The 25,552-nt window shown below is 45.9% G+C and carries 39 protein-coding genes; 10 read left to right on the forward strand and 29 right to left on the reverse strand.

The genetic code is table 11. The features are described from left to right. From O3W44_RS22385 to O3W44_RS22395, 3 genes are read right to left on the reverse strand one after another with little or no spacing between them, the layout of a single operon-like run. Entirely contained in the window at positions 1 to 1,209 is a 1,209-nt protein-coding gene (locus O3W44_RS22385; protein ID WP_269294929.1) for a phage tail protein, read from the reverse strand. 11 nt (positions 1,210 to 1,220) lie between these two features. Beyond that, the gene (locus O3W44_RS22390; protein ID WP_269294824.1) at positions 1,221 to 1,562 is read right to left on the reverse strand and encodes a baseplate protein; all 342 of its coding nucleotides are present in this window, start codon (positions 1,560 to 1,562) and stop codon (positions 1,221 to 1,223) included. After that, on the reverse strand, positions 1,559 to 2,200 hold the full coding sequence (locus O3W44_RS22395) for a maturation control protein (protein ID WP_269294825.1): 642 nt from the start codon (positions 2,198 to 2,200) through the stop codon (positions 1,559 to 1,561). The genes O3W44_RS22390 and O3W44_RS22395 overlap by 4 nt, the downstream gene beginning before the upstream one ends. A gap of 312 nt (positions 2,201 to 2,512) precedes the next feature. On the opposite strand from O3W44_RS22395, the gene O3W44_RS22400 reads away from it, so the two are divergent. Next, positions 2,513 to 3,529, forward strand: coding sequence for a DUF2806 domain-containing protein (locus tag O3W44_RS22400; protein ID WP_269294826.1), 1,017 nt, complete (start codon positions 2,513 to 2,515; stop codon positions 3,527 to 3,529). Here O3W44_RS22400 and O3W44_RS22405 read toward each other — a convergent pair whose 3' ends face one another. The 6 genes from O3W44_RS22405 to O3W44_RS22425 form a co-directional block, all read right to left on the reverse strand. After that, on the reverse strand, positions 3,530 to 3,886 hold the full coding sequence (locus tag O3W44_RS22405) for a Ref family recombination enhancement nuclease (RefSeq protein ID WP_269294930.1): 357 nt from the start codon (positions 3,884 to 3,886) through the stop codon (positions 3,530 to 3,532). Between the two features lie 89 nt (positions 3,887 to 3,975). Further along, positions 3,976 to 4,776: a hypothetical protein gene (locus tag O3W44_RS22410; RefSeq protein ID WP_269294828.1), complete on the reverse strand. Its 801-nt coding sequence runs from the start codon at positions 4,774 to 4,776 to the stop codon at positions 3,976 to 3,978. Further along, entirely contained in the window at positions 4,776 to 5,120 is a 345-nt protein-coding gene (locus tag O3W44_RS22415) for a hypothetical protein (RefSeq protein WP_269294931.1), read from the reverse strand. The genes O3W44_RS22410 and O3W44_RS22415 overlap by 1 nt, the downstream gene beginning before the upstream one ends. A 179-nt stretch (positions 5,121 to 5,299) precedes the next feature. Beyond that, positions 5,300 to 5,554 carry an HNH endonuclease gene (locus tag O3W44_RS25155; protein WP_442954687.1) on the reverse strand — a complete coding sequence of 85 codons (255 nt, stop codon included), beginning with the start codon at positions 5,552 to 5,554 and terminating at the stop codon, positions 5,300 to 5,302. A 452-nt stretch (positions 5,555 to 6,006) separates the two neighbouring features. Then, positions 6,007 to 6,597, reverse strand: coding sequence for a hypothetical protein (locus O3W44_RS22420; RefSeq protein ID WP_269294830.1), 591 nt, complete (start codon positions 6,595 to 6,597; stop codon positions 6,007 to 6,009). A 5-nt stretch (positions 6,598 to 6,602) separates the two neighbouring features. Beyond that, positions 6,603 to 7,631, reverse strand: a complete 1,029-nt coding sequence (locus O3W44_RS22425) for a tyrosine-type recombinase/integrase (protein WP_269294831.1) — start codon at positions 7,629 to 7,631, stop codon at positions 6,603 to 6,605. 609 nt (positions 7,632 to 8,240) lie between these two features. On the opposite strand from O3W44_RS22425, the gene O3W44_RS22430 reads away from it, so the two are divergent. Further along, entirely contained in the window at positions 8,241 to 8,414 is a 174-nt protein-coding gene (locus tag O3W44_RS22430; protein ID WP_269294832.1) for a hypothetical protein, read from the forward strand. Positions 8,415 to 8,727: 313 nt separating this feature from the next. Further along, the gene (locus tag O3W44_RS22435) at positions 8,728 to 9,729 is read left to right on the forward strand and encodes a hypothetical protein (protein WP_269294932.1); all 1,002 of its coding nucleotides are present in this window, start codon (positions 8,728 to 8,730) and stop codon (positions 9,727 to 9,729) included. 316 nt (positions 9,730 to 10,045) lie between these two features. Here the strand turns inward: O3W44_RS22435 and O3W44_RS22440 are convergent, their stop codons facing one another. The 4 genes from O3W44_RS22440 to O3W44_RS22455 are packed head-to-tail and all read right to left on the reverse strand — an operon-like array spanning position 10,046 to position 12,715. Further along, positions 10,046 to 11,023 carry a hypothetical protein gene (locus tag O3W44_RS22440; RefSeq protein WP_269294933.1) on the reverse strand — a complete coding sequence of 326 codons (978 nt, stop codon included), beginning with the start codon at positions 11,021 to 11,023 and terminating at the stop codon, positions 10,046 to 10,048. Between the two features lie 20 nt (positions 11,024 to 11,043). Then, positions 11,044 to 11,559 carry a hypothetical protein gene (locus O3W44_RS22445; RefSeq protein ID WP_269294934.1) on the reverse strand — a complete coding sequence of 172 codons (516 nt, stop codon included), beginning with the start codon at positions 11,557 to 11,559 and terminating at the stop codon, positions 11,044 to 11,046. Continuing rightward, the gene (locus O3W44_RS22450; protein ID WP_269294935.1) at positions 11,556 to 12,440 is read right to left on the reverse strand and encodes a hypothetical protein; all 885 of its coding nucleotides are present in this window, start codon (positions 12,438 to 12,440) and stop codon (positions 11,556 to 11,558) included. Before O3W44_RS22450 ends, O3W44_RS22445 begins: the two co-directional genes overlap by 4 nt. Beyond that, positions 12,437 to 12,715 (reverse strand): hypothetical protein, encoded by a 279-nt coding sequence (locus tag O3W44_RS22455; RefSeq protein WP_269294936.1) that lies wholly within the window; start codon positions 12,713 to 12,715, stop codon positions 12,437 to 12,439. The genes O3W44_RS22450 and O3W44_RS22455 overlap by 4 nt, the downstream gene beginning before the upstream one ends. A 292-nt stretch (positions 12,716 to 13,007) precedes the next feature. Here O3W44_RS22455 and parM point away from each other — a divergent pair, with 292 nt between their 5' ends. From parM to O3W44_RS22470, 3 genes are read left to right on the forward strand one after another with little or no spacing between them, the layout of a single operon-like run. Continuing rightward, a complete protein-coding gene (gene parM / locus O3W44_RS22460) occupies positions 13,008 to 13,673 on the forward strand; it encodes a plasmid segregation protein ParM domain-containing protein (protein ID WP_269294937.1) in 666 nt (221 codons plus the stop codon). Between the two features lie 17 nt (positions 13,674 to 13,690). Beyond that, positions 13,691 to 14,104: a hypothetical protein gene (locus O3W44_RS22465; RefSeq protein ID WP_269294938.1), complete on the forward strand. Its 414-nt coding sequence runs from the start codon at positions 13,691 to 13,693 to the stop codon at positions 14,102 to 14,104. A 2-nt stretch (positions 14,105 to 14,106) separates the two neighbouring features. Beyond that, the gene (locus tag O3W44_RS22470; RefSeq protein WP_269294840.1) at positions 14,107 to 14,709 is read left to right on the forward strand and encodes a hypothetical protein; all 603 of its coding nucleotides are present in this window, start codon (positions 14,107 to 14,109) and stop codon (positions 14,707 to 14,709) included. Here the strand turns inward: O3W44_RS22470 and O3W44_RS22475 are convergent. The 11 genes from O3W44_RS22475 to O3W44_RS22525 form a co-directional block, all read right to left on the reverse strand. Next, positions 14,699 to 15,133: a hypothetical protein gene (locus O3W44_RS22475; RefSeq protein ID WP_269294841.1), complete on the reverse strand. Its 435-nt coding sequence runs from the start codon at positions 15,131 to 15,133 to the stop codon at positions 14,699 to 14,701. The genes O3W44_RS22470 and O3W44_RS22475 overlap by 11 nt on opposite strands. A 1,468-nt stretch (positions 15,134 to 16,601) precedes the next feature. Continuing rightward, positions 16,602 to 17,111: a hypothetical protein gene (locus tag O3W44_RS22480; protein WP_269294842.1), complete on the reverse strand. Its 510-nt coding sequence runs from the start codon at positions 17,109 to 17,111 to the stop codon at positions 16,602 to 16,604. After that, positions 17,054 to 17,560 carry a hypothetical protein gene (locus O3W44_RS22485; RefSeq protein WP_269294843.1) on the reverse strand — a complete coding sequence of 169 codons (507 nt, stop codon included), beginning with the start codon at positions 17,558 to 17,560 and terminating at the stop codon, positions 17,054 to 17,056. The genes O3W44_RS22480 and O3W44_RS22485 overlap by 58 nt, the downstream gene beginning before the upstream one ends. Continuing rightward, entirely contained in the window at positions 17,548 to 17,754 is a 207-nt protein-coding gene (locus O3W44_RS22490) for a hypothetical protein (RefSeq protein ID WP_269294844.1), read from the reverse strand. The genes O3W44_RS22485 and O3W44_RS22490 overlap by 13 nt, the downstream gene beginning before the upstream one ends. After that, positions 17,741 to 17,971 (reverse strand): hypothetical protein, encoded by a 231-nt coding sequence (locus O3W44_RS22495; protein WP_269294845.1) that lies wholly within the window; start codon positions 17,969 to 17,971, stop codon positions 17,741 to 17,743. Before O3W44_RS22495 ends, O3W44_RS22490 begins: the two co-directional genes overlap by 14 nt. A gap of 10 nt (positions 17,972 to 17,981) precedes the next feature. Then, entirely contained in the window at positions 17,982 to 18,470 is a 489-nt protein-coding gene (locus tag O3W44_RS22500) for a hypothetical protein (RefSeq protein WP_269294846.1), read from the reverse strand. Further along, complete coding sequence (locus O3W44_RS22505; RefSeq protein WP_269294847.1) at positions 18,467 to 18,940, reverse strand: hypothetical protein; 474 nt, start codon at positions 18,938 to 18,940, stop codon at positions 18,467 to 18,469. Before O3W44_RS22505 ends, O3W44_RS22500 begins: the two co-directional genes overlap by 4 nt. A gap of 118 nt (positions 18,941 to 19,058) precedes the next feature. Then, a complete protein-coding gene (locus tag O3W44_RS22510; protein WP_269294848.1) occupies positions 19,059 to 19,301 on the reverse strand; it encodes a hypothetical protein in 243 nt (80 codons plus the stop codon). Continuing rightward, complete coding sequence (locus tag O3W44_RS22515; RefSeq protein WP_269294849.1) at positions 19,301 to 20,044, reverse strand: hypothetical protein; 744 nt, start codon at positions 20,042 to 20,044, stop codon at positions 19,301 to 19,303. The genes O3W44_RS22510 and O3W44_RS22515 overlap by 1 nt, the downstream gene beginning before the upstream one ends. Beyond that, positions 20,041 to 20,604, reverse strand: coding sequence for a hypothetical protein (locus tag O3W44_RS22520; RefSeq protein WP_269294850.1), 564 nt, complete (start codon positions 20,602 to 20,604; stop codon positions 20,041 to 20,043). The genes O3W44_RS22515 and O3W44_RS22520 overlap by 4 nt, the downstream gene beginning before the upstream one ends. After that, complete coding sequence (locus tag O3W44_RS22525) at positions 20,601 to 20,759, reverse strand: hypothetical protein (protein ID WP_269294851.1); 159 nt, start codon at positions 20,757 to 20,759, stop codon at positions 20,601 to 20,603. The genes O3W44_RS22520 and O3W44_RS22525 overlap by 4 nt, the downstream gene beginning before the upstream one ends. Before the next feature lie 319 nt (positions 20,760 to 21,078). On the opposite strand from O3W44_RS22525, the gene O3W44_RS22530 reads away from it, so the two are divergent. The 3 genes from O3W44_RS22530 (at position 21,079) to O3W44_RS22540 (ending at position 22,660) form a co-directional block, all read left to right on the forward strand. Then, positions 21,079 to 21,252, forward strand: coding sequence for a GNAT family N-acetyltransferase (locus O3W44_RS22530; protein WP_269294939.1), 174 nt, complete (start codon positions 21,079 to 21,081; stop codon positions 21,250 to 21,252). After that, positions 21,224 to 21,595 (forward strand): GNAT family N-acetyltransferase, encoded by a 372-nt coding sequence (locus O3W44_RS22535; RefSeq protein ID WP_269294985.1) that lies wholly within the window; start codon positions 21,224 to 21,226, stop codon positions 21,593 to 21,595. The genes O3W44_RS22530 and O3W44_RS22535 overlap by 29 nt, the downstream gene beginning before the upstream one ends. Before the next feature lie 153 nt (positions 21,596 to 21,748). Then, on the forward strand, positions 21,749 to 22,660 hold the full coding sequence (locus O3W44_RS22540; protein WP_269294854.1) for a restriction endonuclease: 912 nt from the start codon (positions 21,749 to 21,751) through the stop codon (positions 22,658 to 22,660). A 297-nt stretch (positions 22,661 to 22,957) separates the two neighbouring features. Here O3W44_RS22540 and O3W44_RS22545 read toward each other — a convergent pair whose 3' ends face one another. The 5 genes from O3W44_RS22545 to O3W44_RS22565 are packed head-to-tail and all read right to left on the reverse strand — an operon-like array spanning position 22,958 to position 24,220. Beyond that, positions 22,958 to 23,131: a hypothetical protein gene (locus tag O3W44_RS22545; protein ID WP_269294855.1), complete on the reverse strand. Its 174-nt coding sequence runs from the start codon at positions 23,129 to 23,131 to the stop codon at positions 22,958 to 22,960. Further along, positions 23,121 to 23,369, reverse strand: coding sequence for a hypothetical protein (locus O3W44_RS22550; RefSeq protein ID WP_269294856.1), 249 nt, complete (start codon positions 23,367 to 23,369; stop codon positions 23,121 to 23,123). The genes O3W44_RS22545 and O3W44_RS22550 overlap by 11 nt, the downstream gene beginning before the upstream one ends. 59 nt (positions 23,370 to 23,428) lie before the next feature. Then, on the reverse strand, positions 23,429 to 23,665 hold the full coding sequence (locus O3W44_RS22555; RefSeq protein WP_269294940.1) for a hypothetical protein: 237 nt from the start codon (positions 23,663 to 23,665) through the stop codon (positions 23,429 to 23,431). Beyond that, positions 23,662 to 23,985 carry a hypothetical protein gene (locus tag O3W44_RS22560; protein ID WP_269294941.1) on the reverse strand — a complete coding sequence of 108 codons (324 nt, stop codon included), beginning with the start codon at positions 23,983 to 23,985 and terminating at the stop codon, positions 23,662 to 23,664. Before O3W44_RS22560 ends, O3W44_RS22555 begins: the two co-directional genes overlap by 4 nt. A gap of 58 nt (positions 23,986 to 24,043) precedes the next feature. After that, positions 24,044 to 24,220, reverse strand: a complete 177-nt coding sequence (locus tag O3W44_RS22565) for a hypothetical protein (protein WP_269294858.1) — start codon at positions 24,218 to 24,220, stop codon at positions 24,044 to 24,046. Between the two features lie 231 nt (positions 24,221 to 24,451). Here O3W44_RS22565 and O3W44_RS22570 point away from each other — a divergent pair, with 231 nt between their 5' ends. Further along, on the forward strand, positions 24,452 to 25,321 hold the full coding sequence (locus tag O3W44_RS22570) for a benzoate transporter (RefSeq protein ID WP_269294859.1): 870 nt from the start codon (positions 24,452 to 24,454) through the stop codon (positions 25,319 to 25,321). The last annotated feature ends 231 nt before the right edge of the window (positions 25,322 to 25,552 follow it).

Consider the following 25,552-nt stretch of genomic DNA (forward strand, 5'->3'; position numbering starts at 1 on the left):
TTAATTGCCTAATTTACTTTTAACGTGTTCAAGGTAAGCGCGACGAGCTTGTTCCGGCGTTTTTCCAGCCATTACCTGCGCGTCTATGAATATTTGCTTTTGCATTATCAGCGTATCGGCCAGTTGCTGTTTGAGCGCGTCACGTTCGGCTGTAGCTTCCTCCAGCTTTCTTTGCGCGGCTTCGCGGCGGGCCTGCTCTTTTTGGGTAATGGTTCGCGCTTTGAGTAATTGCTTACGCGTCTTGGTAAGTTGCTGCTTGTCAGTCGCCTTAAGCTTCCCGGCCAGTGCGTCCAGACGTGCCTGGTAACGATTAAATTCGGCGCGAGCGGCTCGCTGATTAGTCTGACTCTTACGGTTACGATTGAGGCGTTTAATTTCATCGTCCGTAAAATATTCCGTGGTCTTTTTGGGATCGTCTCCGTAATGCTCGCCAGCGGCATTCTTCCGCAACGTCATCAGCACGCGACTTTGCCAGCCTGAACCCTGCATACGGGTAAGGGCATGAATAATGTGCTTACACGCAACGCCTTCCAGCGTTGGGTTTTTTAACTTGGGATAGACGTACTCTTTTGGCGGCGCAATTGTGAAATTGCCAGCGGTCGCGATGTAGCGATACCAGTATTGATAGCGCCCGCAATTACAGTTGACTGATACCCGATCCTTCACCATTTTCTTCGCAATGCGTTGCTGCGCGCCTACGTCATTACCGGCTGCGTCTTCTAATGCTTCGTCCCATGTTTCGAACCGGATTTCAACGCGGTGATTCTTGTGAACGGATCGCTGTGACGCGGTAACGTCAATCAATGCGACGTTATGGCGCATCCCTTTAAAGGCCGCACTGGTAATTCCAGAACCGTCATCAACATTGTTATTTGCACGCTTAACGTCAATGCTGCGTGAGTTGGCCACCAGTTGCGCGTGAGTGATACCAGTCTGAGTGCCGGTGTATTGCTTTCGTACCTGTTTGCGGTTTCGTTCGAACGATTTAAGGTCGTCTATGGTAAAAAAGGTCCCGACCTGCTTCTTGCCCAGCTTCAGGATTTCATCCAAATTTTTATTCTTCAGTACGGCTGGCGTTAACTGCCTGGCTTTCTGGCGGCGACGTTTTTGCCGGTCCTGATGAATGGTGTCAAATACCTTGTCGAACTGCTTTGGGGATAAACCTTGCGTGACATACCGGCCAAACCGGTCTTTCTCAAAATCTGCCATTGAGTACCCTGTTAATCCGTGTCTACTGTGTCGGATACTTCACCGTCATTCGCAAAATGGCGGATGCGGTCACGTAGCCAGGCAAGCGGCGGCATATACAGTGTTTCGCCAACCGGTAAGGGGTCCCATTCGGCCTCAGTACCTGCAATCGTTCGCACGGCCCAGCGAAGTTCATCTGTACCCCATACACGGTGTGCCACGAGATCGGGGCGATACTCTTCTTCTGGCTTAATGTCATAGCCATAAAGGTCACTATCTTGGCTGGTGGATTTAGCCACTACCTCGTTGTGCATGAATGAACGGATTACCGGATCGTCGATATAGCGGTCATCAAGGCGACTGTAATCACTCATAAGATGATCGTGTCCTCATCAATGGTTTTACCTGCCAGCGTTGGCTTTGGTTTCTCTTTGCCATTCTGGTGCTCGGTCAGCCAGTCGCCTCCAGCCTTACGCGGTTCAGGAATGGCCATAGTTGCGGTAACTTGCGATATGTAATCAGCCGAACCGGGGCGGTTATACAACGTGGCGTAAACGCTCAGGATGGTAAGAACGTGGCTGGCGGTGATTTCAGCCCAATTGATGTTGTAAACAGTCTCGCCTTTGGCGTTACTGGTGGTATCGATGAGGCTGGCAGGAATGTCGAATCCTGTACCGGATTGAGGCGTAATGATTGATTTTAAGCGACGCAATTCCTGATAGCGGTCGAGCGCAACGGACAGGACAGGGCGATCATCAAAGTGCTGATCGTTCAACCTTACTTTGCTTGCCCCTGACATCCTGCAAAAGTCGCCTGATACTTCATCCACCAGCACTTTAAAGCCTCTGGCGCGACGGTTGATAAGACGGGGAATCATTTCAGCAATAAGAGAATCACGGGAAGGCTTCAGGGTGATAGCATCACCCATAACCAGAATGCCATCGGTATACACAGATTCCAGTAGCATAGGCTTGCTCTGCGATAGCGAGGCGACGAGAATTTTTTGAACCATAGAGATACACCTTCAGAAGAGAAAAAACCGCCAATAAAGGCGGTTTTTTCGTTGCTGTGGTGATTTCGGCTGTCGCGCTGAAAATTGTACAAGAAGTAAATTTGTTGCCGTCGAAAGCAACACCCCAACCAAAACCGCCGCAGCAAAAACATATTAGATAAATAGTCAGATATATGTCAATTATATTTTCCCAAATGGCTTATTCATACAATATATGCTTAAGTTATAATCAGTGACCGGCAGAGATCGTTAAAAAATGTTATAAAATTGAAAACCAAATAAAAATATAGATATAAATGGAGGTATAAAACGATGTTAGAAGGATTCCCGTTTAAAGCAGAAATCAGCAAGTTATTAAATGAAAGCATGCCCAATGGTATAGACAGGATATGGGTTAAAATATTTGGCAAAAAGCAAGCGGAAATTAATGCAGACATTTTAAGAATAGAAACGCAATCTAAAGCAGAGGAAAGATTATTTAACGCCCAACTCGGAGTGGCCGAAAAGCTCATTGAAAGTGGAAAGGCTGTATATAATCCCGAAACGAAAGCTGTAATTTTATTAGATTCGCTTAGCTCTAAAGCTGATATAGATGAAACGACTAATCTCCTAGGATGCTTTGTACCGGCTGTTAATGCGCTGGAAGCAAAAGGAACAACCTCAACCAAGCCAGTCTCTAATGAGTTTATCAATAGGTGGAGAGATGAAGCTAAACTGATTGAAAGTGAAGATTTAAGGTTGATTTGGGGGCATTTATTAGCTGAAGAGGTAAGGCACCCAGACTCAATATCACTAAGGACACTTGACGTATTAAAGAATCTTTCTAGAGAAGAAGTTGATTTGTTTGTAACGATCTGCCCATTTATTCTAGACGGCTGGTCTATACCTGAAGCCATTGTAGTTGAAAATGATAATTATATAATACTGAGTGAGGCTGGTTTAATAAGCCATCGCGATACGCCATACCACCAGCATTGGAATGATTCTAAGTTAATAACTGAAGATGGAAGACTTATAAGCGGCCATGTAATAAATACTGGTGAATTTTTAATTCGCGCTGATAACATGACCGGTGATATTCCAGAAACACGCGTATATCAACTTACTAGGGCTGGAGCGGAGATTTATAAAATAGCATCCCAAGATATGACATCTAATTTTGAAGACATTACCTTAGCAATTGTTGGTTCAAGCAACGTAATTGGTGACTTATATTTTTTCAATCCCCCTGTAGGTAATGAGATAAATTTGGCTGAGGATTTATTAGAAGTAACTCATCAGACGAATGATCCCGAACCCTCAAGTCTTTATGCTGATCCTAAAGAGTAATCAGCCTAACACAAGTCCATTTGCCATGCGCTGAATTAGCGCATGGCAAAGTTCTAGGAGAAATCCTTGCGTGTTGTTGTGTTTTTCAAAAGCTACTCTGCCTCCAACATTCCCGCAGGCATGGACCGGAACCAGCCACGGATAACAGGTGCGAACTGCCAGCGGTGCGGCGTGCTGGTGGTGATAAACACACAGAGGGAGAATCAAAAAGTGCGCGCCTTCTTTTGTTCGCCCTTCAATGTGATGCAGACTAATCTCAAGGGTTTGCTTTCCATTTAGAAGGCAGGCAATACAAGGGAGTTTGCCCATCTTATCCATAAAGTGCCGCTCAGCAGCGGTAGGTGTACGTCCGTTCATTGTGTACCCGTTAAATATACAGTTAATAATTCACTAATTAGTAAAATAGGGCGATAGCCATTCACCCTATGTAAGTAGGTGCGCGTTACTTATTCAATAGGGGCGGTAGCCGGTGCTGATCCTTCAGGCGCTGGCTCATTAGTAGTTGGTGCCGATGATTCGGCTGATGGTACTGGAGCAGGCGCAGCTTCAGCATTAGCTTTAGATTCTGCGATGGCATTTTCAAGGATACGTTTAGCGTCTTCTTCTGAAATGCCGCAGACAGCATACGCATCCAGTGCTGGAACAGGTTGCAGGCGCTCGGCATCAGTGGTGTTTTGCGCAATCCAGTCAATGCACCAGTCGCTAAGATAAATTAACTTAGCGTCATTTGAATCTTTCGACTCACGCAGCAGATACGCTTTGCGGCCAACACCAGCTACGCGAATAGCAGTGCGGCAAATTGCCTCAAACAGATTTTGTGAGGTTTCACTTACTGGTTCATTTTCACCAAATGTCCAGCCGTTGTTTTTAAAATCAGTTACGCCATAAAACGTTACATACTCAACGCGCCATTGACCAGCAAGATGGCCACCGTCCAGTAATACAGGGCTAACGATCAGGCCAAGTTTGCGCATAAGCACATGACAGAATGCAGGGTTTTTATGCGGAGCCAGTTGCATCATATTGGCAAACTCTGAGTAATCCGGTGTGATGCCAGCAGCAACAGGTTTAGGAATCCAATAATGAGTGCCATCCTCACCAACAAAAATATTTGCTGCGCCCTGGCTTGCATCGGGATCATGGCGCAAGCCAGCAATCGCAGCCAGCAGGCAGGCCGTATCGTGAATGGTTGCCTGACCTTTCTTGTTAAGGGTAATGCTCAGTGCTTCATTGATGATGTACTTCATTATCGTGCCTCAAATGGATTTATTCGTTTAACTGGCGCTGGAGTGGCGGCATTGTCACCAAAAGCCATAGTGATCCGGCTGATTACGTCGCCAAACTTAGATTCAACTTCTGATTTGCCGCGTATGGCCACTGCTTCATCCGCTTCTGCAACGAACGCTTGCGCACGCTCGATGGACCGCATCGGGTAATCTATTGCGATAAAGCTAAGCGCATCAGAGCCGGGGCCGCTGGTGGACAGTTGCACGCCTAACACAACGATGGGGGAGTCATGCTTCATACCAGCGGCAAGTGAAACTTTGCTGCCGTTTATAGTGAATGTCTTGCTTGAAAAAATTTTAGCCATGCTTCCCCCGTTAAGTGCTGCGGTAGCATAGCAAATAAATCATCTATTAGAAAAATAGCCCTAAATTTAGGGCGTGTGACCCTACTCATTATAAGCAGCAAATGCAGCCCATCTTTCAGACAATGCGGTAGTGTTAATTGCCCAAATCTTTGGGTTTGCTATAACCAAACCATGAATATTCAGAAACTGACGCAGATCTTGCGAACGTGGACGGTCAGCGTTAAAGGATGAATGCAAAAGGCGTGAGCGTCATAGGCTTTATGCAACCAAGACACTAAAGCCACTCCATTACCCGGAGTCATACCTCCGCCTTTAGAAAAGGCTGTGATATGAGCGGCCTCAACGGAAGTAGTTAAGTCGGTAACGGCACATTTCCAGCCAAAATTACCAAGTACATAGTTTCGAAAGTGGGATTGACCATTACGAACGGTCACTCTACGCAATGCTTTTAAATTTTTGCTCGCAACTGGCGCCAGGCACTAATATGTCCACTATGTAGGATAAATAACGGCTGGCTTACATCGTTAGCTTGCGTAACGACAGGTATCCAACCATGCGGTTTCCATAATGGTACATCATCACGCTTAATAACTTGTGGATGTCTGCCCCTATCACCATATGGCTAGCCGGTTGTAGGGGCCAGAACAAAAGCACCTTTCTCACCTACCAATTCTGAAGGCCACCAGCTCCAACCGGACGGCGCGGGAAAGCCTTTAGGGTTATAGCGATACCATGTGCCACCAGTTTTAGAATGAAGTTCCAGCCCTTCTAATTTTATTGGCCATCTGCAACCGGAAGCCGTGGAAAAATGCTGATATAGGTATTCAATAGCCTGCTCTCTGGTGGTCAAATTTGTTAGCCTCTTACGCGCAAGCCTTATAGGTAATTAACGAATTTTAAACGTGCTACCGCTCTTATCAATCTCGCTTAACGATAAACTAATTCTGGCAATTTCATTAACTATTGGAGGGATTTCAAATTCCTCGTCTAAAAGTTTGAAAATTTCATCACCCATAAAATAAGCACGGAAGGTATGTCCGGCGGTTTTACCTTCTTTCAGGCGTGGGCCAACATATTCGGGAACAATTATGCCATTTATTCCACTAGATAAATAGTTGTCTAATCTTTCATCGAAATGCTCTATAGCATTACGCAGCCCGCGATCTTTAAGGGCACTACTGTCAGAGATTTTTAAAGCCTTTCTCAAAAACTCCCCTCTGGGAAAATGGTCTTTCCTTACTGGCCAAAAATATCTTGATAATGCTCCGCCTTGAATCACGATATTTTGCATCTCGTTTAATATTTCTCGGTGAGACAATTTTAATGTGTCTTCAAATGTAGGTTTTTCAGGCAAGACACTAAACAAACTGTTTATTTTGTGTGCTGAATCAATTGCGGATTCGCAGCAAAAGGACATGCTTCTAATATAAAATGAGTGGTACGGGATGCAGTAGGCTGCATTTAAATCTATAGCCACAGGATTTAATCCTCATCTTCCATATGTTTTATCATTGCGCCCTTATGGGCCTCTACGTGTCGTATATATCCCATCAGCGTCTCGGTTTTACGCCAGGTGCCTTCCTGCATGATTTCCGCCACGCTAAAACCTTTGTTTGTCATATCCTGCGCTGCGCCAACGCGGGCACTATGGCCACTCCATCCGGCATAGCGGTTTTTATTCGTCTTGACTGTTTCATCATTCCCGGACAACTGCCAGGCGCGCACAAAAATCTCTTCCATTGAGCGTGTACTGAATTTATGCGCATCACTGGTCAATGGCTTGTTCGTTCTGTGCACCCGGCAGAATATATATGCCTCTGGCTTGTCGAACAGAGCCGCAGCCTCAAGCCATTCTGTTAGCCGTTTACTGGAGCGGGCACTAAGCGCCTTGATCACACCGCTGGCATTTACGATGGTTTTTGTATATCTCACATCAATAATAAACCGGCCATCTTCAGCGCGAGACAAGTCTTTAACACGGATGCGCGATATCTCGCTGATACGCATCAAGGTGCTGTATGAAACATGCAGAAAAGCCAAATCGCGAAGGTCCTGCAAGCGGGGAGAGCTGCCCCATAACTCATCGAACTTCATAAGGTCCGTTTTACGGAACGGTAGCGCCTGGCCGGTTCGCTCACCAGACATCACCGCAGTACGGTTGATTTTCTTTATAGCGCGAGTTACATCCGGGGAAGTATTTGGCGCGACATAACCTGCGTTACGGTGTAACAGAGAAATCATGGCGGCGTGTTGTTTGATAGTTGATGAAGCGCGGCCTGACTCCTGAAGGTAAATTAAATAAGCGCGCAAATCCTCCGAAGACATAGGTAAGAACGAGCGGCCATATTCCATCGCCCATCGGTTACACACCCGCATGACCGATAATAGCTGCTTCCAAGTATTTTCTGAGTAGGCATCTTTATCCTTAATAAAATTCCTGAGCCGTAATGCCAGGTCTTCACTGTTATTAAAAGTCGTTAGTACATTCCCGCGTTTAGATATTCCGCCCATTAATTCCTGCTTATTTTTATGTCTTAACAATTGGCGTCGCTACGTGAATTCTGAGAAACCAACAAGGTACTAGCTCTAAAGAATTCACGTAGACGCGCCATTTCACTAATAGCTATTGAGACAGGTCAAAATCACCATTTTCAGCCACCAGCACTAAGCAAAGCGATCATATGATCAAATGATCATCAGCTTGCATACCGGTCATCTAAACCGAGATAAACCCAACAGCGACAGCTTTTTAGTATCCGTTGTTGCTGGTGGGCATGACCGATCACAAAAAATGATCACTATGTACTTTTGTAAATTATACGCCTAACTTCGCATAACTGCGATTATGCGAGGTTAGCAATCCAATGTCAAAAATGGGCCATAGTGTGCCAGACAACAACCGTACAATTTGAATATGTACCTTATGAAATCATTGCAATTGCAACTATCAGACTAATTACGGTCCATTAAGATAACCAAACGATGAATTATATAAGTTTTATCTGAAACCCGATTTTAAATAGACAACCGATCAAAACTCGATAGAATGCATATGGTTATTTTCCTAACCAGTAATTAATTAGCAACGCCTCTTACATTCGGACGTGGACTGAGTAGTAAATGATTGATAAAAACCAAGTAAAACAAGCGGCTAAAGAGCACTTTATTAACCTGAAATCATCTGGCGCTGCTGCAATGTTACTGTCGGTACTAAATGCAATTTTCCCGACAACTGACCGCAATGAAAAGGTCCGACGCCTCGATCTAATTATGGATGTTGTCGCCACCGCCTGACCTCCCACTAGCTTGTTTCAATAATATTTTCTGTACTATCCCACCAATTTCAAATCGGTTCTAAATGTTCAATAAATTAGCATTACAGTAGTGATGCTAATTGGAACCGGTACACATAATCCACACTAAGAATTATCTGCAATTAGAACGATTGGCCCTAAATCGGGCTTAAACAGCCCGTTTGTAACCTCTGTTTGCGGTTTCCTTACCTTATTTGATGTGGCTATTTTTCTAATAGTGATTTAGATTAACAACCACAAACATTAGTATCGTATGTCAATAAAATTGCGCTTTTATAATAAAGGTAAGTCACATGAACACCGTCGAACTTGATCTAGCTTACAAAGCGTTTCTTAAGGTTCGCCAGGAATGGATTTCCACTTTGCTCGATTTCACACAGTATCCAGAGACAGAACAGCCTGAAGCCATTACGCGCCCTGTGGCGCTGGTGGGCGGTCCAGAATCAGGTGGAGTGAAGACGCTGGAGAAGTTAAAGCACCTTCAGCGCGAGTGGCAGCGTTTCTATGATCTGGCGGAAGAGTATCGCGAAAAGAAAGTTTCCCCGATCCCTAAAAGCATGTATCACCCGGTGCCGTTTATTGCGCCTGAATGTGATTTTGTTGTGGTGGCCATTAATCCCGGTGCAAATACAGTTAAATGGTACGTGGAAAAGGTACTCGGCCTTATTCAGAAACAAATCAACGTAACCGAGCGGGCAATACGTGGCGCATCCCCGGCTGACGCTGCGGCGCTTGAAGACAAGCTTTTGCTACTGGAGAGCGATTTATCGCGCTTTCAGAAATTCCCTGAAGGCACAAAGCTGGTTCGCCGTCAGGATGGTTACATTGACATTACTATTAGCCTGAAAGACAAGGCGACACTGGAGGAAGTAAAAACTGTATCCAGTATCTTTGACGGTTTTGTCGAGCGTGACTTAATGCGCGTTGGCCAGTATGGCTGCGTTATTCAGGAACCGGCGCTTAAATACAAGCTGGCCATCTATGATCGCGGCGAAGCGAGCGCAGATAGTTCACGCACCATTTATGACAAAATAAAGCCGGTCCCATGCTCAGTTATGGCTGACAACGTGTCGCTTTACCTTGAAGACGATGTGAATGAAGCAAAAGCGCGGGCGAAGGCTGAAGCACTGGAAAACAAGCGTGCTATGCGCCGTATTTACTCAACACGCGCCTATGATGTGAAGCGTAATAAAATGGGTAAAACGGTAGTGCCGCTAAACCCTAACAGCCGGTCAGTTAAGCGCGTCACACGCCGTATGAAGCTGTCAGAGTTAGCGGAGCCAATGGACTCTTAATTCTATCCAGTAAATTCTAAGAATTATGCTTTTAAGAAGCTAAATTTGGCGCTTTAGTAGCCACTTACTCAAAAGGAATGTAGGTATGTTTAAAATAATAGGTTTTGTGATTGGCTGGTTTCTAGCCTCTATTTCTATCACTGCTAGTCCGCTCAGCCCTCTTGGTTTTATGTGCTCACTAATTTGCGCCTTAGCCTTTCTCTTTGTGGGTCATAGTATTGATAAATCTCGCTCAGCAAAGTGACTTCTGGCCTGTTTGCAGTATTTTTTTAGGTAAGTATTTACTTACCTGTCAAATCCCCACCAGATACAGGCGCTATGCTGCGCCTGCTTCATCATAATCATCCAAATACTTAAGTGCCTCCACTCGCACGTTTTCACGGTCAAAGCCGCTGTCATCGTTCGCTGCTTCGTAGGGCATCAGCCAGGCAAAACAATATGTGTCAAAGTGGTCAGGTGATTTGATGTTTAACTTCTGGCGCATGATCACCTTTTTCATTATCACGTTCTGGCCCATCTCGTTAATGTCGCAAGGTATTTTAGACGCCTGTTCTGCTGCTTTACCGCTGGCGTCGAAACGCAGACGACCGGAACGGATGGCATCGCGCGCCATGATCGAGGCAAACGCACGCTGATTGGCGAAACGTTTCCTGTCTTCATATGAGTGCATTACCTTGCCCCAATTGATGCGTACCACCTCCTGTCCCAGCTTTTGCAATTCGCGCACTGTGGCATCGCCTATGCCATCAGAGTCCACGCCAATAGTGATGTTGGGATACTTGTCGTGGGTACACTCGTTAAAGATGAAGTGGGCAAACTTAACAGGATGGCAGTCGCCGGTCATTTCCATCACCTTGAACGGCACAAGACGGCGCTTGTGGCGATCACCTGATACGCGGAAAATGCTCAGTACCGATTTATCACGACCGTTGCCCACGTCAGCGCACGCAATCCAGCCCCAACCCTTATGCAAAAGCACTTTGCGGCGCATAGCTCGCTCACATTCATCACGGCCCAACAGGAAGCCGTGAGCATTGCCAGGGAACCGGCCCAATACCTTAATCTGATATTCAGGACTATCACGTCCGCCATACTCCGCCAGCTTGTCCATGATAAATTCAGGCTCAACCCAGGGGGATTCTTCAGAGTTGAGCGTGATCGCCGTCCAGCGGCCTTTTGGATTGTCCTTAGTGCGCGCAAGCTTATGATGTGTGTCGTAAAAGAATCCGCTCGGACGTGTTGGCTGGCTCAGCAACACCATGCGGTTATCTTTCTGCGTAAGTGCGCCGGTCATGACGCCGAACGCCTTATCGCCTACGCCTGACGCCTCATCGACCACGTAAAGCAGATGGTGTGCGTGCTCACCCGCCAGTGCTTCTTCGTTACCACGGCGATAGCCTTTGCCTTTACGGTCCAGCTACCCTTTGATGTGATTTCATAGAACGTGGTATCAGTCAGGACAAAGTAATTCTGAAGCCACGGCTGTCGCCTGACGGCTTCTTTCCAGTTACTACGGAGATACTTGAAAACACCATCCATAACCTGCTGAATTTTGTTGGCCACAATAACGGCGCGCGCATCTTTGTGAAGCATAAGGAACAACAGGATCATGATACTGGTCATGTCCGATTTGCCTGTGCCGTGCCCGGAGGCTACAGACGTTCGGCTACCCTGCTCTTGTGCGGATAAGAGAATTTCGTCTTGCTGGTGGCTCGGTATCTTGCCAAATAGTTCGACAGCGGCAAGGCCCCAATTGTAGCGATACCTGATTACCATTTCCCGCCAGCGCGGGTCAGATGTCACCGAGCGGATTTTCTTCTTACGGCTCAATCTTCATCATCCTCGCCGTACATGTCGCTGGTGGCGTCTAAATCAAATTCTTCGTCGTCTTCAAAGTCAGCCCCGATAAACTCACCTTCACGGCCCTGACCTTCACTATCGAGATCGCCATATCCGTTGCCATCAACAATGCTGGCCACCAGCGCGCGGCGGTCAGCCAGGAAATCTTCTTTCCCTGCCTGCATTTCACGGTATTTACGCGCTTCAGCGTCTATTTGTTCTTCCGAAACCTCCCCTGCGTTATCGTCCACTTCAGGCGGCTTATTGGCCTCAATGCGCGCCATAGCCATGATGTGAGACGGCACCTTGCCGCCCATCGACTCTATAAACGCAGCCATTTCGCCGTAGCTTAATTCAGGGTTTCGTTTCTGCATTTCGTAAGCTAGGGCAACCGTGTTTAACACCTCCATTTTGGTGTTATGTACTTCTTCATCACGGCTGGTTTTGAGCATGTTGGTGCGCATATGCGCAATTGATTTGGCTGTTTCGCTAATACCGGCGCTGGCGTTGATTAACATCTGGAGTGTTTTGTGGTGCGGATGCAGCCCGCCGCCACCGTCCTCGTCATCTTTATCGCCTTCCAATGCTTCGGCATCTTCATCAAGGCGATCCATTGAGCGATTACGCGCGCGCTCTATCAGGTTCAGATGTGCATAGGTTTTAGCAATTAACCTGGCATCAAGCGTATCAAAGAAATTTTGGTCTTCCATTTCCGCCAGGACATCGTTCATATCCTGAATGCGTGGGCGTGCGTAACGACCATGAATAATGGTGTATTCATTATTACGGGCAAACCGGCGACCGCCTCGCGGTAACGGGATATGAATCAGGTCTGAATCATCAACGCCATCTGGCGACGGCTGCATGATCATTTTGTCGTTTCGATGATCGCATGATCATTTTCCGCGTCCTTATTGGCTCGCGTCTCACGCTCTAATTTCGCAGCCCCTTTGCTGGCGCGGCCTGCGGAGTTGTTTGTTTTGTTTTTTGACTGTCTTTTATTGTCCTGATCAGGGGTGTGATCGCTCGAATGATCGCGCTTTTGATCACTGTATTGATCGCTTTTCCCCGCCTTCGCTTTTATGCCTTTTAGCTGAACGCGCGCAGTGTTCGCATTCAGCCCATGCGCCTCTGCATATTCGCGCACAGTTAGACCCTTGCGCTCAAGGCACAACGCAGCATATCGCGCTCTGTGTTCGTCCCAGGTCATTTGTAAGATTTGTCTATTGAACTAATTAATTTAGATATTACACAAGGTGAGTTAAACCAGACAAAATAATGAGATAAACGATTTCTAATTCATTAGAAGCAATTATTTGATTGCACTTTACGCGATTAATACGCATTTATCCCTCAAATGCAATTGTATTATTGCGGCCATGATCACGGTACGCTACTCTGTCAGTGCATTTTCCTAACAACAAAAGAGAACGTAGATTATGAGTAATAAAGCCCCTGTTTTAGTCGGCATGGATTGCGGCTCTGGAAACGTGGCAACAATCATGGAAAAGGATGGCAAAATGCAGGTGCGGCTAACACCTTCATACGTCCGTTACTTACCTGGTGTGTTAAAAGAGACTGAATCCCGTAATTCATGGGTAACGATTGGTAGCGATGGCTCTGAAGCCACCTATGCCGTTCAGTCGAAGGCTATTAATGCAGTTGATACTCGCACAAAAGATTATCAACTTAGTGCTGCCTGTCGGGTGCTGGTCGTCAATGCACTTGCCGGACTTGGCTTATCTGGACAAAAGGTGATCATCGCCGATACGCTTCCAGCCGATCAATTTTATGATGATAACAATGCTGTAAACCGCGCTCATATTGAGTTAAAGCGCCAATCCCTTTTGACTGCGGTTAAAAATGCCAATAAGGACATCGCATCCCCGATTATCGTTGATGTTCGCATTATGCCTGAAGCCGTAACCGCCTTTAACGCTGCGTTGTATACCGAAAGCGGCGACGTTGAACCGCGTCTCGATGGCGTGCGAGACGTAGTTATTGTGGATATTGGTCGCTACACAATTAACTATGCTCACCTCGATTGCGAAACGCAGGATACCTATGCACGCGAAACGACTGACCAGGGTGCGCATGTCTTTTGACGCGGATGAAACAGCTAATGATTGAGGCTGCTGAAGCGGCTGAAATTGCCCTTGCTGCTGAAACTATCCGTAGTATGACCCTTGATGATGTTGATGCGATTGCTCGTAGTGGCTATTACGGATCGCCTGTAGAAGCATTGAAGCATAAACGCATTCAACTGGACGAAATTATGTGTGCTGCCGCATCCAGCTACGCCAGCGAAATTCGCTATAAACTTGGAGTTGTCGTGCCACAACTTGCAAATGCCGATGCCCTGATTGTTGTAGGTGGCACGGCAAATTACATTGGGGGCCTGCTGCGTGACCTACCAAACTTTGTAGCAGACTGGCATGACAATGTGGTTATCCCTTACCAGCCACAATCTGCTAATGGCCGTGGCGCTTTCTTCGCGTTACAGGCTGAATTTGAAGAAGAGACTCAAGGCGTTTAATCATGACTGAAGCCCGCAAACGTAATCTCCACCAGCTTAATTTAGACAAGGTAGCCGCTCACAGCCCATCAGGGCGGCGCTTTGTGGACAAGATTAAAGGTACAGAAGTGCTTGCTGACCGGCAGGCGTTAATGATGAATGTCATCGCTAACGGCAACCTGCTGGAAGAGTCTGGCTTGCTCAACCTGTTTCGCTTAATGGATACAGAAGAATTCGCTGCAAAAGATCGTGCAGCCCGCATGAATGAGATTCTTCGCGGCGCGCAATTTTTTGCTGGTCAGAATTCCCCTGAAGCTCCACCAGCGGCAACAGTAACAAGCCATTCACGCGCAGTTCTGACATTTGCCGATCTTGAGCGTGAACTGCTGGATGATAATGGTTTGCTGGCTAAAGCGCCTACCAGTGCGCGCGCTGCACTTCTGGATAAGGTGATCGGAAAATACGAGATCGCTGAAGAAGTACCGGAACCGGCTGTATCAAATCAGTCACCAGCAAAACGCACCAGCGAGGCAGCGCCAACAATGGATTCTGTAGAAGATAATGGAGATTCTTCAACGCCTCTTCCTTCCAAAAAGAATAAGCGCGTGATCACCTTCAAACGGTAAGCGTCATTCTTTTATGAACCAAATCTTTTTGTATTGACTGGTATAAGGCTCTGACTTCGCGCATGGCCTTATCTCTTTGCCTCTTAGTCAACTTCTTCCAGGGATTAGGCATGTTTGCGTGATCGCGAACGATTGCCGTCTGGCTGATATCCGTCTTCCTGCCGTGTCGAAACTTGAAATAGCGACAACTGATACTTTTCAGATGGAACGTGCGTGGGCGAACGTCATTGTTCATTACACACTCAGCCTGATCGGAAACGTAAAAGCCTCTTAGGCGGATATAAATGTCATGGTTTTCTACAAGGAGGTGCGGGTAAAGCCTGGAAAGGATCGTGGTGAGTTCAGGCGCTGAAATTGGCCGGTTGATACTTAGCATGTAATCTGCCACTTCCGCACTGTTAATGCGTGGGCGCGTATCGGTCATTCACCCCCTGAAAACGTACTTATGACTATTTGTCTAATAACTTTCTGCGGGTGATTTTAATCGCACCCTTGTTCCTTTATCAACCTGATAGACAAAGAAATCTCATAAATGTTATGGGAAATGAAAATAATATTTAATCATTATACTAATTAATGAATTAGTATCTAAAGATAGCCTTATGCTTATACACTTCTCGGCTTTTTATCCTGTATAACGTTTTATGAAAATACACCGGGAAAGTTGTCACGGTTCAGGTTTGCGTGTTGATTTGGTTTTGTTGCTCTAGATGTAGTTAGGGATGTATCACAGCAATAACTAGCTGCTACAAAGCTTTAAAATAAGCCTTCAAATAGCTTCCGTTCATGGGTGGGGGCGTTAACCGATAACCTCGTTTACATTTCCGCGCCATAACGCAAAAGCGAGTGTGTTAGTATTCTTTTAATGCGGGAAACAAAGAGAAGCAGACACAAAAAAACCGCAATTAAGCGGCTCTTTTGTGAGCAAGGATTCGCAGGTCCCTGCTCTGAAGAAGCAATTCGCAGTTGCAACTTCTTTCGCTGCGCAATGTGGTTAGCACAGGCGGTTACTCATGGGTAATCCTATCTATTTACTAATGCCCTGTAAATATCCACTGGTTATTATCTGTGGATAAAGTCTGTGGATAAGCTCTATTTAAGACTCATCATGGGCAGAAATGGATACATTCAATTCTAATTTTCATAGAATGCAACAATTGTAAATACGTTTATTAGCTGATTTGCTTAATTTTTTAGTTGAGACGTGTGGTAAATGTTTGCTGTAATTTAATGAACCTTTCCAGTTAGCCTCGCAGGGCTAATGATCGGTTTGGGAAAGGAATAATGTTTTTCGTGGCACAGGCGGTTACTCTCCCTTGCGGCTCTGACAGATACCGGTCTTGGTCAAAGCACACGAATTAATCCGAGGGTAATCAGATGAAGGCTTTTAAAAGTGTCTTTATCACGATCCTGATTGGGTTGACTTCACATGAAATAGCTCAAGGCGGGTGGAACATTTCCACCAGCATTGAAACTAACATTCATGTGAACCAACTCCGTTAATGACGTGTGCCGCCGCTTATTTAGTGCGGCTTTTCCTTTCCCCAATTAATTTCCTCAAATGGTCATCTTTACCAGATTAAGGAACGTATAACCTCCTTAACGTACAATAATTTTCGATATCCAAACTGACCCCTAATTACAAAATCACTTATCAACACAGGAAAAATGGCCAAACCAGATCTGAAGAGGTTATTTTGCCAAGTGACAGTGAACCGACCAATGAAGAAGTGTATGAAGCCGTGCGTAAGATACAGCAAGGCACAGTAGCACCAGTGCTGAACAAAATGCCCTAGCAAGTTATTCAATAATTTCCGTTGTTCCCTATCCTTAAGCAGCATAGTCAAAAGCCACCGCCTATGGTGGCTAAATATTGGCTGGCGGGCCTTGTGCTATTGCTGCGAAGGATTGCGCTGAAGATGCGCCGCGACAGTGAGAGCCAATATGGTTAAATTTCCAATCCGGCTTTTCTCATACCGAATGCGGTTATCCGTTGTTAACGTAACCACGTTACTGGCAAAATACTCATCCATTTCCTCTCGGTGATTTTGCGTGAGAAAGTGAATTCCTCTATGAGTTAGTAGTCCCTCAATAGTGCTATAGGCTAATGCCTTCATGTTGGCGAACGTCTTATCACCTGGCATATATACACTAAGGCGCACAGACTGCACTGTACGGCCATTAGAACCCGCTGCCAGCTTATCCGCGATATCTCTTCCAATTCCATCCTGGCATACCACTAGCGAACCGCTTTTATCGCGCGTCCATTCAAGAAAGCTTTCGGCAATTTCTTTGGTAGTTTTACCGGCGCTGCGGATATCCAGATCGCGAAAAATATACTCGCCTAAAAATTCCGTAACACCGATCCGGGCAAAAAGAGTTTGTCTTGCTGTGGATGGCAAACGAGATAGTTATAGCGTGCGGTTGGCACGATGCGCGCCGTTGTTGCAAGTTTGCCAGTAACTGTAACGCTATTAGCTTTAACGTATTGAGGCTTCGCAAATGATTGCAGGCGAAGTTTAAAAGAATCAAAAAATCGCTTCACGACAGTTGGGCTAGCCGCTGAAGTGGTAGATGATAGCTTGTGCTTCTTTAGCTCCAGGCGCTCTACCTTTCTACGTAGGTGATACACCTCACCTTTATGCATGTAATTAGCAAAGAAGTAGTTAAATGCATCCTTAGCTTTGTCGTCTATATCTCCTTCAAATTCCAGCCTGCCGTTTACTTCGCGAATTTTGCAATTACCAATGCATAGCGTGAGTGGCGCTGGTTCAAATGTCTTAATGGGAAGAACATAACTATTCTGCCCTTTGTATTTTGCTGCGTTACCGTTTTCTGTCATTTTTTCCATGATTTTGTGTTCTTTGTTAACCGTTTCCGGCTGCTGCGGTAGGTGGCGCTGCCATATATGAGCGCCAGAAGGCTTGATACAGTGGCGATAATTCCGGCCTGGTGCGTGCCCCACGTTGCGCCAGACGCCAGCGCAATAAGCAATCCCCACGTAAGGAACGCCAGCGAAACCACCAGCGCCTTAAACAATTGCATCCCGCTTCACCTTGTCACCTAATCGCCAGCATTCCAGCGTTGAACAAATGGCGCTTGGCACTTCGTTAAAATGTGACTGAAGAATGTCGCTGCGTTCTTTTACTGCGCCAACTAGTTTACCGTTGACGAAAACTAGCTGTTCGCCAACCTCAAACCGAAACGTGACGCCACTATCGTCTGCTGGCCAACCGGGCACGTAAGGGGTGATAATTTTCATTAGCAGGCGTTCACGCCGCTGCGTGATCAAAGCAATAACGTCGAGGCTCATTTCTGCGTCTTTTCTTCCGGTCCGTAATGCTTTCTGCGGCCCTGATAGCCGCAAGGCACGATTTATTCCCCGCTGGTGCACACGTGCGCTTGCTGGTGGCTTTTTGTTTCTTTGGCTCTGTCGCTTCTGCGGTATTTGTCTTGATGTCTTCTGCGGTGCTCTCAGGCGCAACTTCTGGTGTTTCGGTTAATCCTGTTTCTGTTTCATCAGAAAACATCTTTTTAAAGTCTTCCAACTGGCGATCCAGTTCCGCATAAGCCGCCTCTCGTTCGTCCACCAGAGAAAGCAGCACATCAATATTGGCGGGTGTGACAGTGCTAACCCATGCCTGCAATTCAGGCGACAGGCGGTTGTCACGGGCTGACTTAACCAGCAATGCGCTGGCTTGTGGTGTGATATGGGAAGCGAGGTCTTTCAGTTTTTTGCGAAAGTCAGCTAACTGGCTCATTGTTTTGCTCCAGGTGAGGTTAAAGAATTAATCAGTGCATTACGGAAACGATCTTCCAGCGGGAATAGGTTCGGCTCGCTGCGAAACGTCAGCTTTGCGCGTAAGCGCATCAAACTCCTGGCACGGCGTAAGGCGCGCATGAAGACGTTAGCGGTATGCGAATCCATTTCAGGCATGGCGCGGCTGCGCAGAATGTCGTTGTCGAGGCTCAGGCAGTCGAGTTTGCGGGCAAGGCTGTTTTTATCCTCGTTCAGGGTATTGGCCAACTCTTCAAGGCTGGCTATACGCGACTGCATTCTTTTCAGTTCGGGGCGCTTTCCAACGGCTTTTATCAGTTCTGATAGCTGACTCTGGCTAATTTGCAGTTCCTTGCTTAAGGCCATGCCTGCTGGTGCTGTTACCTGTAAACCACACCACTCAGCCAGTGACTTGATTTGGTCAACGGTGATGCGGGTCATGTTGTTACTCATAGTTTTGCCCTGCGCTTAAATTTCGATCTTGATATGAAGTCAGCAACCAGGCCGGATACAATCACCAGCCCAACGCAACCCAAAATAATCCCGACATAAACACCTGCATTTCCCATCATCAGGCCCTTACAGCTTGAGCAAAGGCATTGCGCCCTTTTTGGGTCAGGTTGTAACCCGTTGTGCGGCGACCGCTTAGTTCTGGTGAGATCGCATCAAAAAAGCCGTGATCCACCAGCTTTCCCATACGTGGGCTTGTTGTATGAATCAGGGAAAGATCCGCGTTGATATCTGATGCGCTGCGCATAACTGCCTTTTCAATCAGTTCCATATCAGCCTTTGCCAGTCGAATTGCTTTACTCATTAGCGGTTCTTCCCCTTACGATGTTTTTTGCTACGGCCAACTTTTGGCCTGGCTTGCGGTTTTGTTTGTTGTGCTGACTTTTGCGGCATTGAGGCAGAAGTGATCCCTGTCATTGGTTTTTCCAGTTCAACCGGCCCATGCTCCGCCATCCACGCTACGCCTTGCTCATATGCAAGTGCACGCCACTTGCGTGCTGTGGTTTCGCCAACGCCTTTGAGGCGGGTAAGGTCAGATGTGAAGCAGCAACCTAATTGCGCCAGGTTGGTTACTTCGAGGCCCTCTTTAAGCACGGCGCGGTTTGCGTCGGTTAAGCCCTTCAGATCGGTGAGCGGGAAAGAATGCGCCCAATCAAAGAAACGCTTCATATGCGGATTACGGATGGCCACAATTTCGTGGTGTGCGCGAATCAGTTCCGCAAAGAGTTCTTTTGGGATTTCATCTTTGAACAATTCCAGCGTCTGATACTGGACCATGCCCCACTCATCCAGGCGCGTGACCAGATCCACACCATAAGTTGTGCGCAGATTGATATGAAAATTCAGGTTGTTGACAAAACGCGGCGTGTCGATGTCACGGGGGTCGTGTGGATATTTCAGCGGATAATTGAATGTGTGCATGTAGAAAGTCAGGCGGTTGTTCTTCAGCCCTGACCAATATTTATCGCCGGTAAAACCGTTAATGTTGTCCTGCTCTTTGTAAAGAACATCCAGCGCGGCTTGAAGCACCTCTTTTTCGCGGCTCACTTTCTGGAGTGCCTTGCGGCTGTCCGGTGGGCATTCATTTCTTTATGCAGTTTTGAAGTAAGTTCTGAAGTAGTTACGCGAGCGTCTTTGGCTTCTTTCTCAAAGCGGTCAGCGCGGGCGCGTGACTGCTCCAGTTCGTTTGTTTGAGCCGTAGTTAAACGTTCCATTTCAGCCCGTAGCTGGCTGATCGTATTTTCAGACGTTGCGACGGCGGCAGAGTGTTTTCTATCGGCAGCGGCCAATTCATCTGTCAGGTGGTTAATGTTGCCCTGAAGCAAATTTACCTGAAGACGCAGCGCCACCAGCTTTTTATCGCTGTCTTCTGCAACGCTGGCCAGCACGTCATATTCTGCGATTTCATTGTGTGCATAGCGTTCAAAATCTTGAGCAAGTGCGATCACTTCGTCGCTCATCCGCTCCATTCTCGCCCTAAAAACATCATCCCCGGCGACGCGCTTTGTACAAAAAGCAATGCCGCTCGCGATAAGGCTGATTTGCTCAGCGATAAGGCTCATATCAGGCGCGACGGTTGACGCCTGTTCTAATGCCACGGTACTCAAATTTCTTTCTCCCACTGGATTTCAGTCATGCGACCGTGCTGAAGAATGCCAACTAACTCTGCGTCAGTCGGAATGTTGTCTTCACCGGCTTTGATGTTGGCGAGCCTGTTCTCTCCGAGGCGATTTGTTTGCTCGCGGATAGATATACGATGCAAGTCAGGATTTTTGGGTGCCTTAAAGAGCAAAGTGAAGTAGTACCAGCGGCGTCTGAAGAGGAGCATTTTGAGTGTATGTCTATTTATCTAATATATTATTAGAATAATAGGCATACTCTGATTGGTTTGCACGTTTTTTTTCGGTAAGGCGGCGGAGAAAGTACGTGCTTTGGCCATAAAAAAGCGACTCATTAACAGTCGCTTTGGTAGTAAGATTTCAGTTGTCTGCTTCGTGACAGTAGATGACATTGCTCACAGCGTGATACGTTCATTGATAGAGAGCATCCGGTTAACTCCCTCACGTAAAAAGGAATGTCAGATGGATTTAGAAACTGCGCGTTTGAGGCTCGAACCCTTTCATGACTCACACTACGAGGGTTTAAGGTTGATGGATAATGATTCCAGCGTGATGCGTTATATCAATATGGGAATAGTTAAAACACCAGAAGAGACCTGGGGAAAGTATCAGGCGTGTTCAGGCCCGTTGGGATAAGTACGGGTATTCGTGGTGGGCTATCAAAGAAAAGGCTTCGGGGGTCATCGTTGGCGCAGCATGCCTCCAGCACCTGGCAAACGTGGAGAATGCCCCCTTAGAAATTGGCTGGAGGCTTGTCCCGGAACAGAATGGTAAAGGCTATGCAACAGAAGCGGCTAAAGCGATTATTAATTTCGCGTCAGAGCAGACAGGCGCAACGTATTTGGTGGCTGTTGCCGATCCTGAAAATATACCCTCTCAGCGAGTGATGCAGCGGTTAGGTATGACTTACAAAGCAATAGAACAACATTACGATGTGTCCTGCGTTGTTTATGAACTTAGTATTCGTGGCGCTGATTAGTCGTAAGGGATGTTTACACAACTTCCGCTTTGTGCCAAAAGCGGACATTGTACCTTCTGAAGTATAATGCTGAGGTCAGCGTATTAGGCCGCTCTAGTCACTTATAGTAATCTTATGCGGTAAATGAAAATTGAAATGGCGGGGTTTTAATCGGTGATTGATTTTACGGAAATTGATATTGATGGTGAGGTATGGGAGTCATTTGCTCGTGATTTTCTTGAAGAGCTTGGTTTTTATATCGAATCCACACCAGATAGAGGTGCAGACGGAGGAAAAGACCTTCTGATTACAGAGCAGTTACAAGGGCAGTTAAATAAATATAAATTTCGCTGGCTTGTAAGTTGCAAGCATTATGCAACTAGTAAAAGATCGGTTTCAGAAAAAGATGAGATTAATATACAGGAGCGCGTTGAAGGGTTCAACGCTGACGGTTTTATTGGGTTTTATTCTACCTTACCAAGCAGTGGTTTAAACTCAAGACTTAATCAACTGAAAATTAATGGAAAGATAAAAGACTTTCGATTCTTTGACGGTAAACTAATAGAAAATCACCTTGTTAGAATAGGCTACTCAAGACTGCTTCTTAGATATCTACCTGAAAGTTATAGAAAAATAAAACCAAAGCACTTAATTTTTGATAAATACATCCCTATAAAATGTGATCGTTGCGGAAAGGATTTAATAGAAAATCATCATGAAGAAAACTATGATGGTATAGTTTGTAATGCAGAGATACATCATGATGGCAAGCCAAGCGAAGTAATAGATGTATATTATGCATGCAAGGGTGATTGTGATAAATACTTTGAAGGTTACTATTGGAATAATTTTAAAGCCATAACAAGATGGCAAGACATAAGCGATATATCAATTCCGGTATTTTATCTTAAATGGATCATGGGGACACTTAATGAAATTGAATCCGGCAATAAAGTTTATACCGAAAAAGCATTCAAAAAAACAAAGCAAATAACCTTAGCACTATCTCAAATTGTCATGAGGGAAATGACTGAAAAAGAAAAGGAAAGAGTTATGGCATTAAGTTCAATTCCTGACTATATGTAAATGCTTTTATAATTATATGGTTCCATTTCTGGTTTCCCTTATACTTAAATAGTGAAATAATTTTCATTCTCTGACAGCTATATTAATTAACGTCCGCTGTTCACTTATAGCGGACTATGATCTGCGCGAGTTTCTGTCAAATCACCGTAATTTGGGCGCAAAAAAGCCGCTTCGAAAAGCGGCAAATCCTTGTTACTCAATCTACTTCACGCAAAGTAATGCCAAAAAGTAGAGGTAAGGTAATGCTAGAACACCGTCCAATGTTCAAAAACACCCTAGCACAATATGTCTATTTCTCTAATTCTTTTTTATCAGGCGAGTTGCGCTGGTTGCTGCTATCAGAAACGCCACAACTATGTTAATCCCCAGCAGCGGGATATTCTTACTCAGGTCCATCATGTACACCGGAACCATTGCCACGGCGAACACCAGAGTAAAAATCAGGGCGCGCTGTAATTTCTTAGTAATCAAGTAACCTCCGAACCGGATCGATAATAATGTCCTTTCTCAGCGCCCAGGCGTAGTTGTATTCCCCTACTGACAACGCTGAACGCTCAAAATCTTTCGGGAACCAGACAGTATCACAAGCCACCAGCATAGACAGACGCAGTACCGCCAGCGCGTCTAAATCATCCAGACCAATCACCTTATCTGGCGATGAAAGCGCAAACCCTTTATCTACAAGCCCGCTTTTAACATTAGCGAGCATAACTGCTACCAGCTCTGACTGTTCCAACTGGTGTGGCAATGACAGGAAAATCCGTCTAACTACGCCGCCCATTTCAGATCGCGCTCCCTAACCGGTAACGCTTCGCCTGGCTGCAAATGCCAGTAGGCCATAATAGCGTCTACCGCCTCCATCCAGCCAACGGCAAGCACGCAGTAATAGCCATCTTCAGTTAACTGCTTTAGATACTTTTTCTGTTCAGTGCTCAATGGGTTGCTGCCAAACTTTAGTTCAATACGCATCCCGTGATAGATACCTTTTGGTTTATCAACCATCATATCCGGGTAGCCCTTTTTTGTCCTTCAGCTTTCATCTGGCCACCAGCCTTAAAACCACGCCAACCGCCGTTAGGTGTTGCTGCAAGCCGCTGATAGATAGCTGGGGAAAATTGTTCGAAATGCCAGAAAATGCGCACCTGCTCGTAATGTTCCTGCTTGCCTTCCAGCAGAGATGGCTTTTTGGCCAGCCGCTTCAATGCCTGTTCATGCGGTGATTTATAAGGCTTCGTGCTGGCTTTACTGGCTTGCTTTCTGGTTGGTTTAGTGATTGTTTTTTGCGCTTTCTCAATCTCACCGAGTACGTTGATTTTTTTGTTCAACTGCGCGATGGCGTTTTTACCTTTGCCGGTTCGCGCGACATACCCGGTTAGCCAGTCCTTATCTGCGCGGAGCATTATTGCCTCTAATGCCGCTACGCGCGCGCAGGTTACGCGCCCCGTTCAGGCTTTTCATAGGGTCATAAGCTACGCCGTTGTCTTCTGGGGGCTGCTCGCTGCGTTTTTTAGGCTGGTAGAACGCGCTGCCGTTAGCAATACGCGTGTTGTAATGAGACATCACTGTATCCATTTGACTATTTATCTAATAATAAAATAAATATATCAAATTTCATGCTTATGGTGCTCTTAAAAGATTATAAAAATCGCCTAAACCCTTAAGGTAGTTCATTTTATCATCAAACAATAGAAGGATTTTTAGTACCTTTTAACTAATAGTAAAAGAGAGTTTCTCTTCACAAACTGTTAGAATGATTGCGATTTCCTAACACATATCTAACAGGCTAACCTAATGATTTATGATTGTTTTTTGTACTATGACGAAGACATGCTTTTAGAACTGCGCCTTAATACTCTTCACCAGCACGTAGATAAATTTGTTATAGTCGAGTCACTGTATACCTTTACAGGCTTGAAACGTGAAAAACTCAATTTTGATATAGAAAAATTTTCTCGTTTCCGCGAAAAAATTATTTATGTTGTTAACGACACACCTCCTCGCCTATACGCCGCCACTAAATACGCCCCTGATGGTGATGTGGATTCGTGGGAAAACGAAGCCATTGCTCGTAATTCCATTATGAAAGGTCTGGTTGGCGCGAAGGATGATGACATTATTATTGTTTCCGACGTTGACGAATTATATCGTCCAGAAGTAATCGAGAAGTTTAGTCCTCGACGCCTTTGCACAACGATTTACATGGACTTTTATAACTTCAAATTCAATGTAAAGGTGCTGAACGATGATGGCACTTCTCGCCAATGCAAACTGCCCAAAATGGTAACTTATAAAAATTTGAAAGGTTTCTTCCTCGGCCAGCCGGAACTGTTGCGCAACGTGAAACGTGTTGGTACACCGATCCGCAGAAGCTGGTGGCTCTGGAATCGCCTGAAATGGCAGACAAAAATCATCCATAACGGCGGCTGGCATTTCTCATGGGTGATGACAGATGCCCGTATCAGTGAAAAAATGTCTACCATTTCACATACTGAGTATGATCTGCCGGAGTTCAATAACCCAGATCACATTAGAAACTGCGTAGAAAACAATATAGACATTTGGAACCGCCCACGCAAAATGGAGATTATACCAGTCACGAAAACCAATTTTCCAGAATGGCTGGTTGATAACAAAGAGCGTTTTGCTGAGTTTATTAAATAGTATAAGAGCCGCTAATGCGGCTCTTTTTCATGTGGTATTACATAGCCAGCGCCATTTGTTTAGTTGCCTGTTTCACTTGGCGGACGCTTAGCTGGAAAAGTTATTTTCTCACCTCCAGCCCAACGCCACGCGCATTGGCTGAGCATGCCGCACATAACAACGTCCCGTGCGGGTGCTCTGTACCACACGAATATTTCTGGCCTGAATAAGCCACAGACGCGCTGCAACCAA

This window comes from Pantoea sp. LMR881, assembly GCF_027157825.1.
GTDB classification, from domain to species: domain Bacteria; phylum Pseudomonadota; class Gammaproteobacteria; order Enterobacterales; family Enterobacteriaceae; genus Pantoea; species Pantoea haifensis.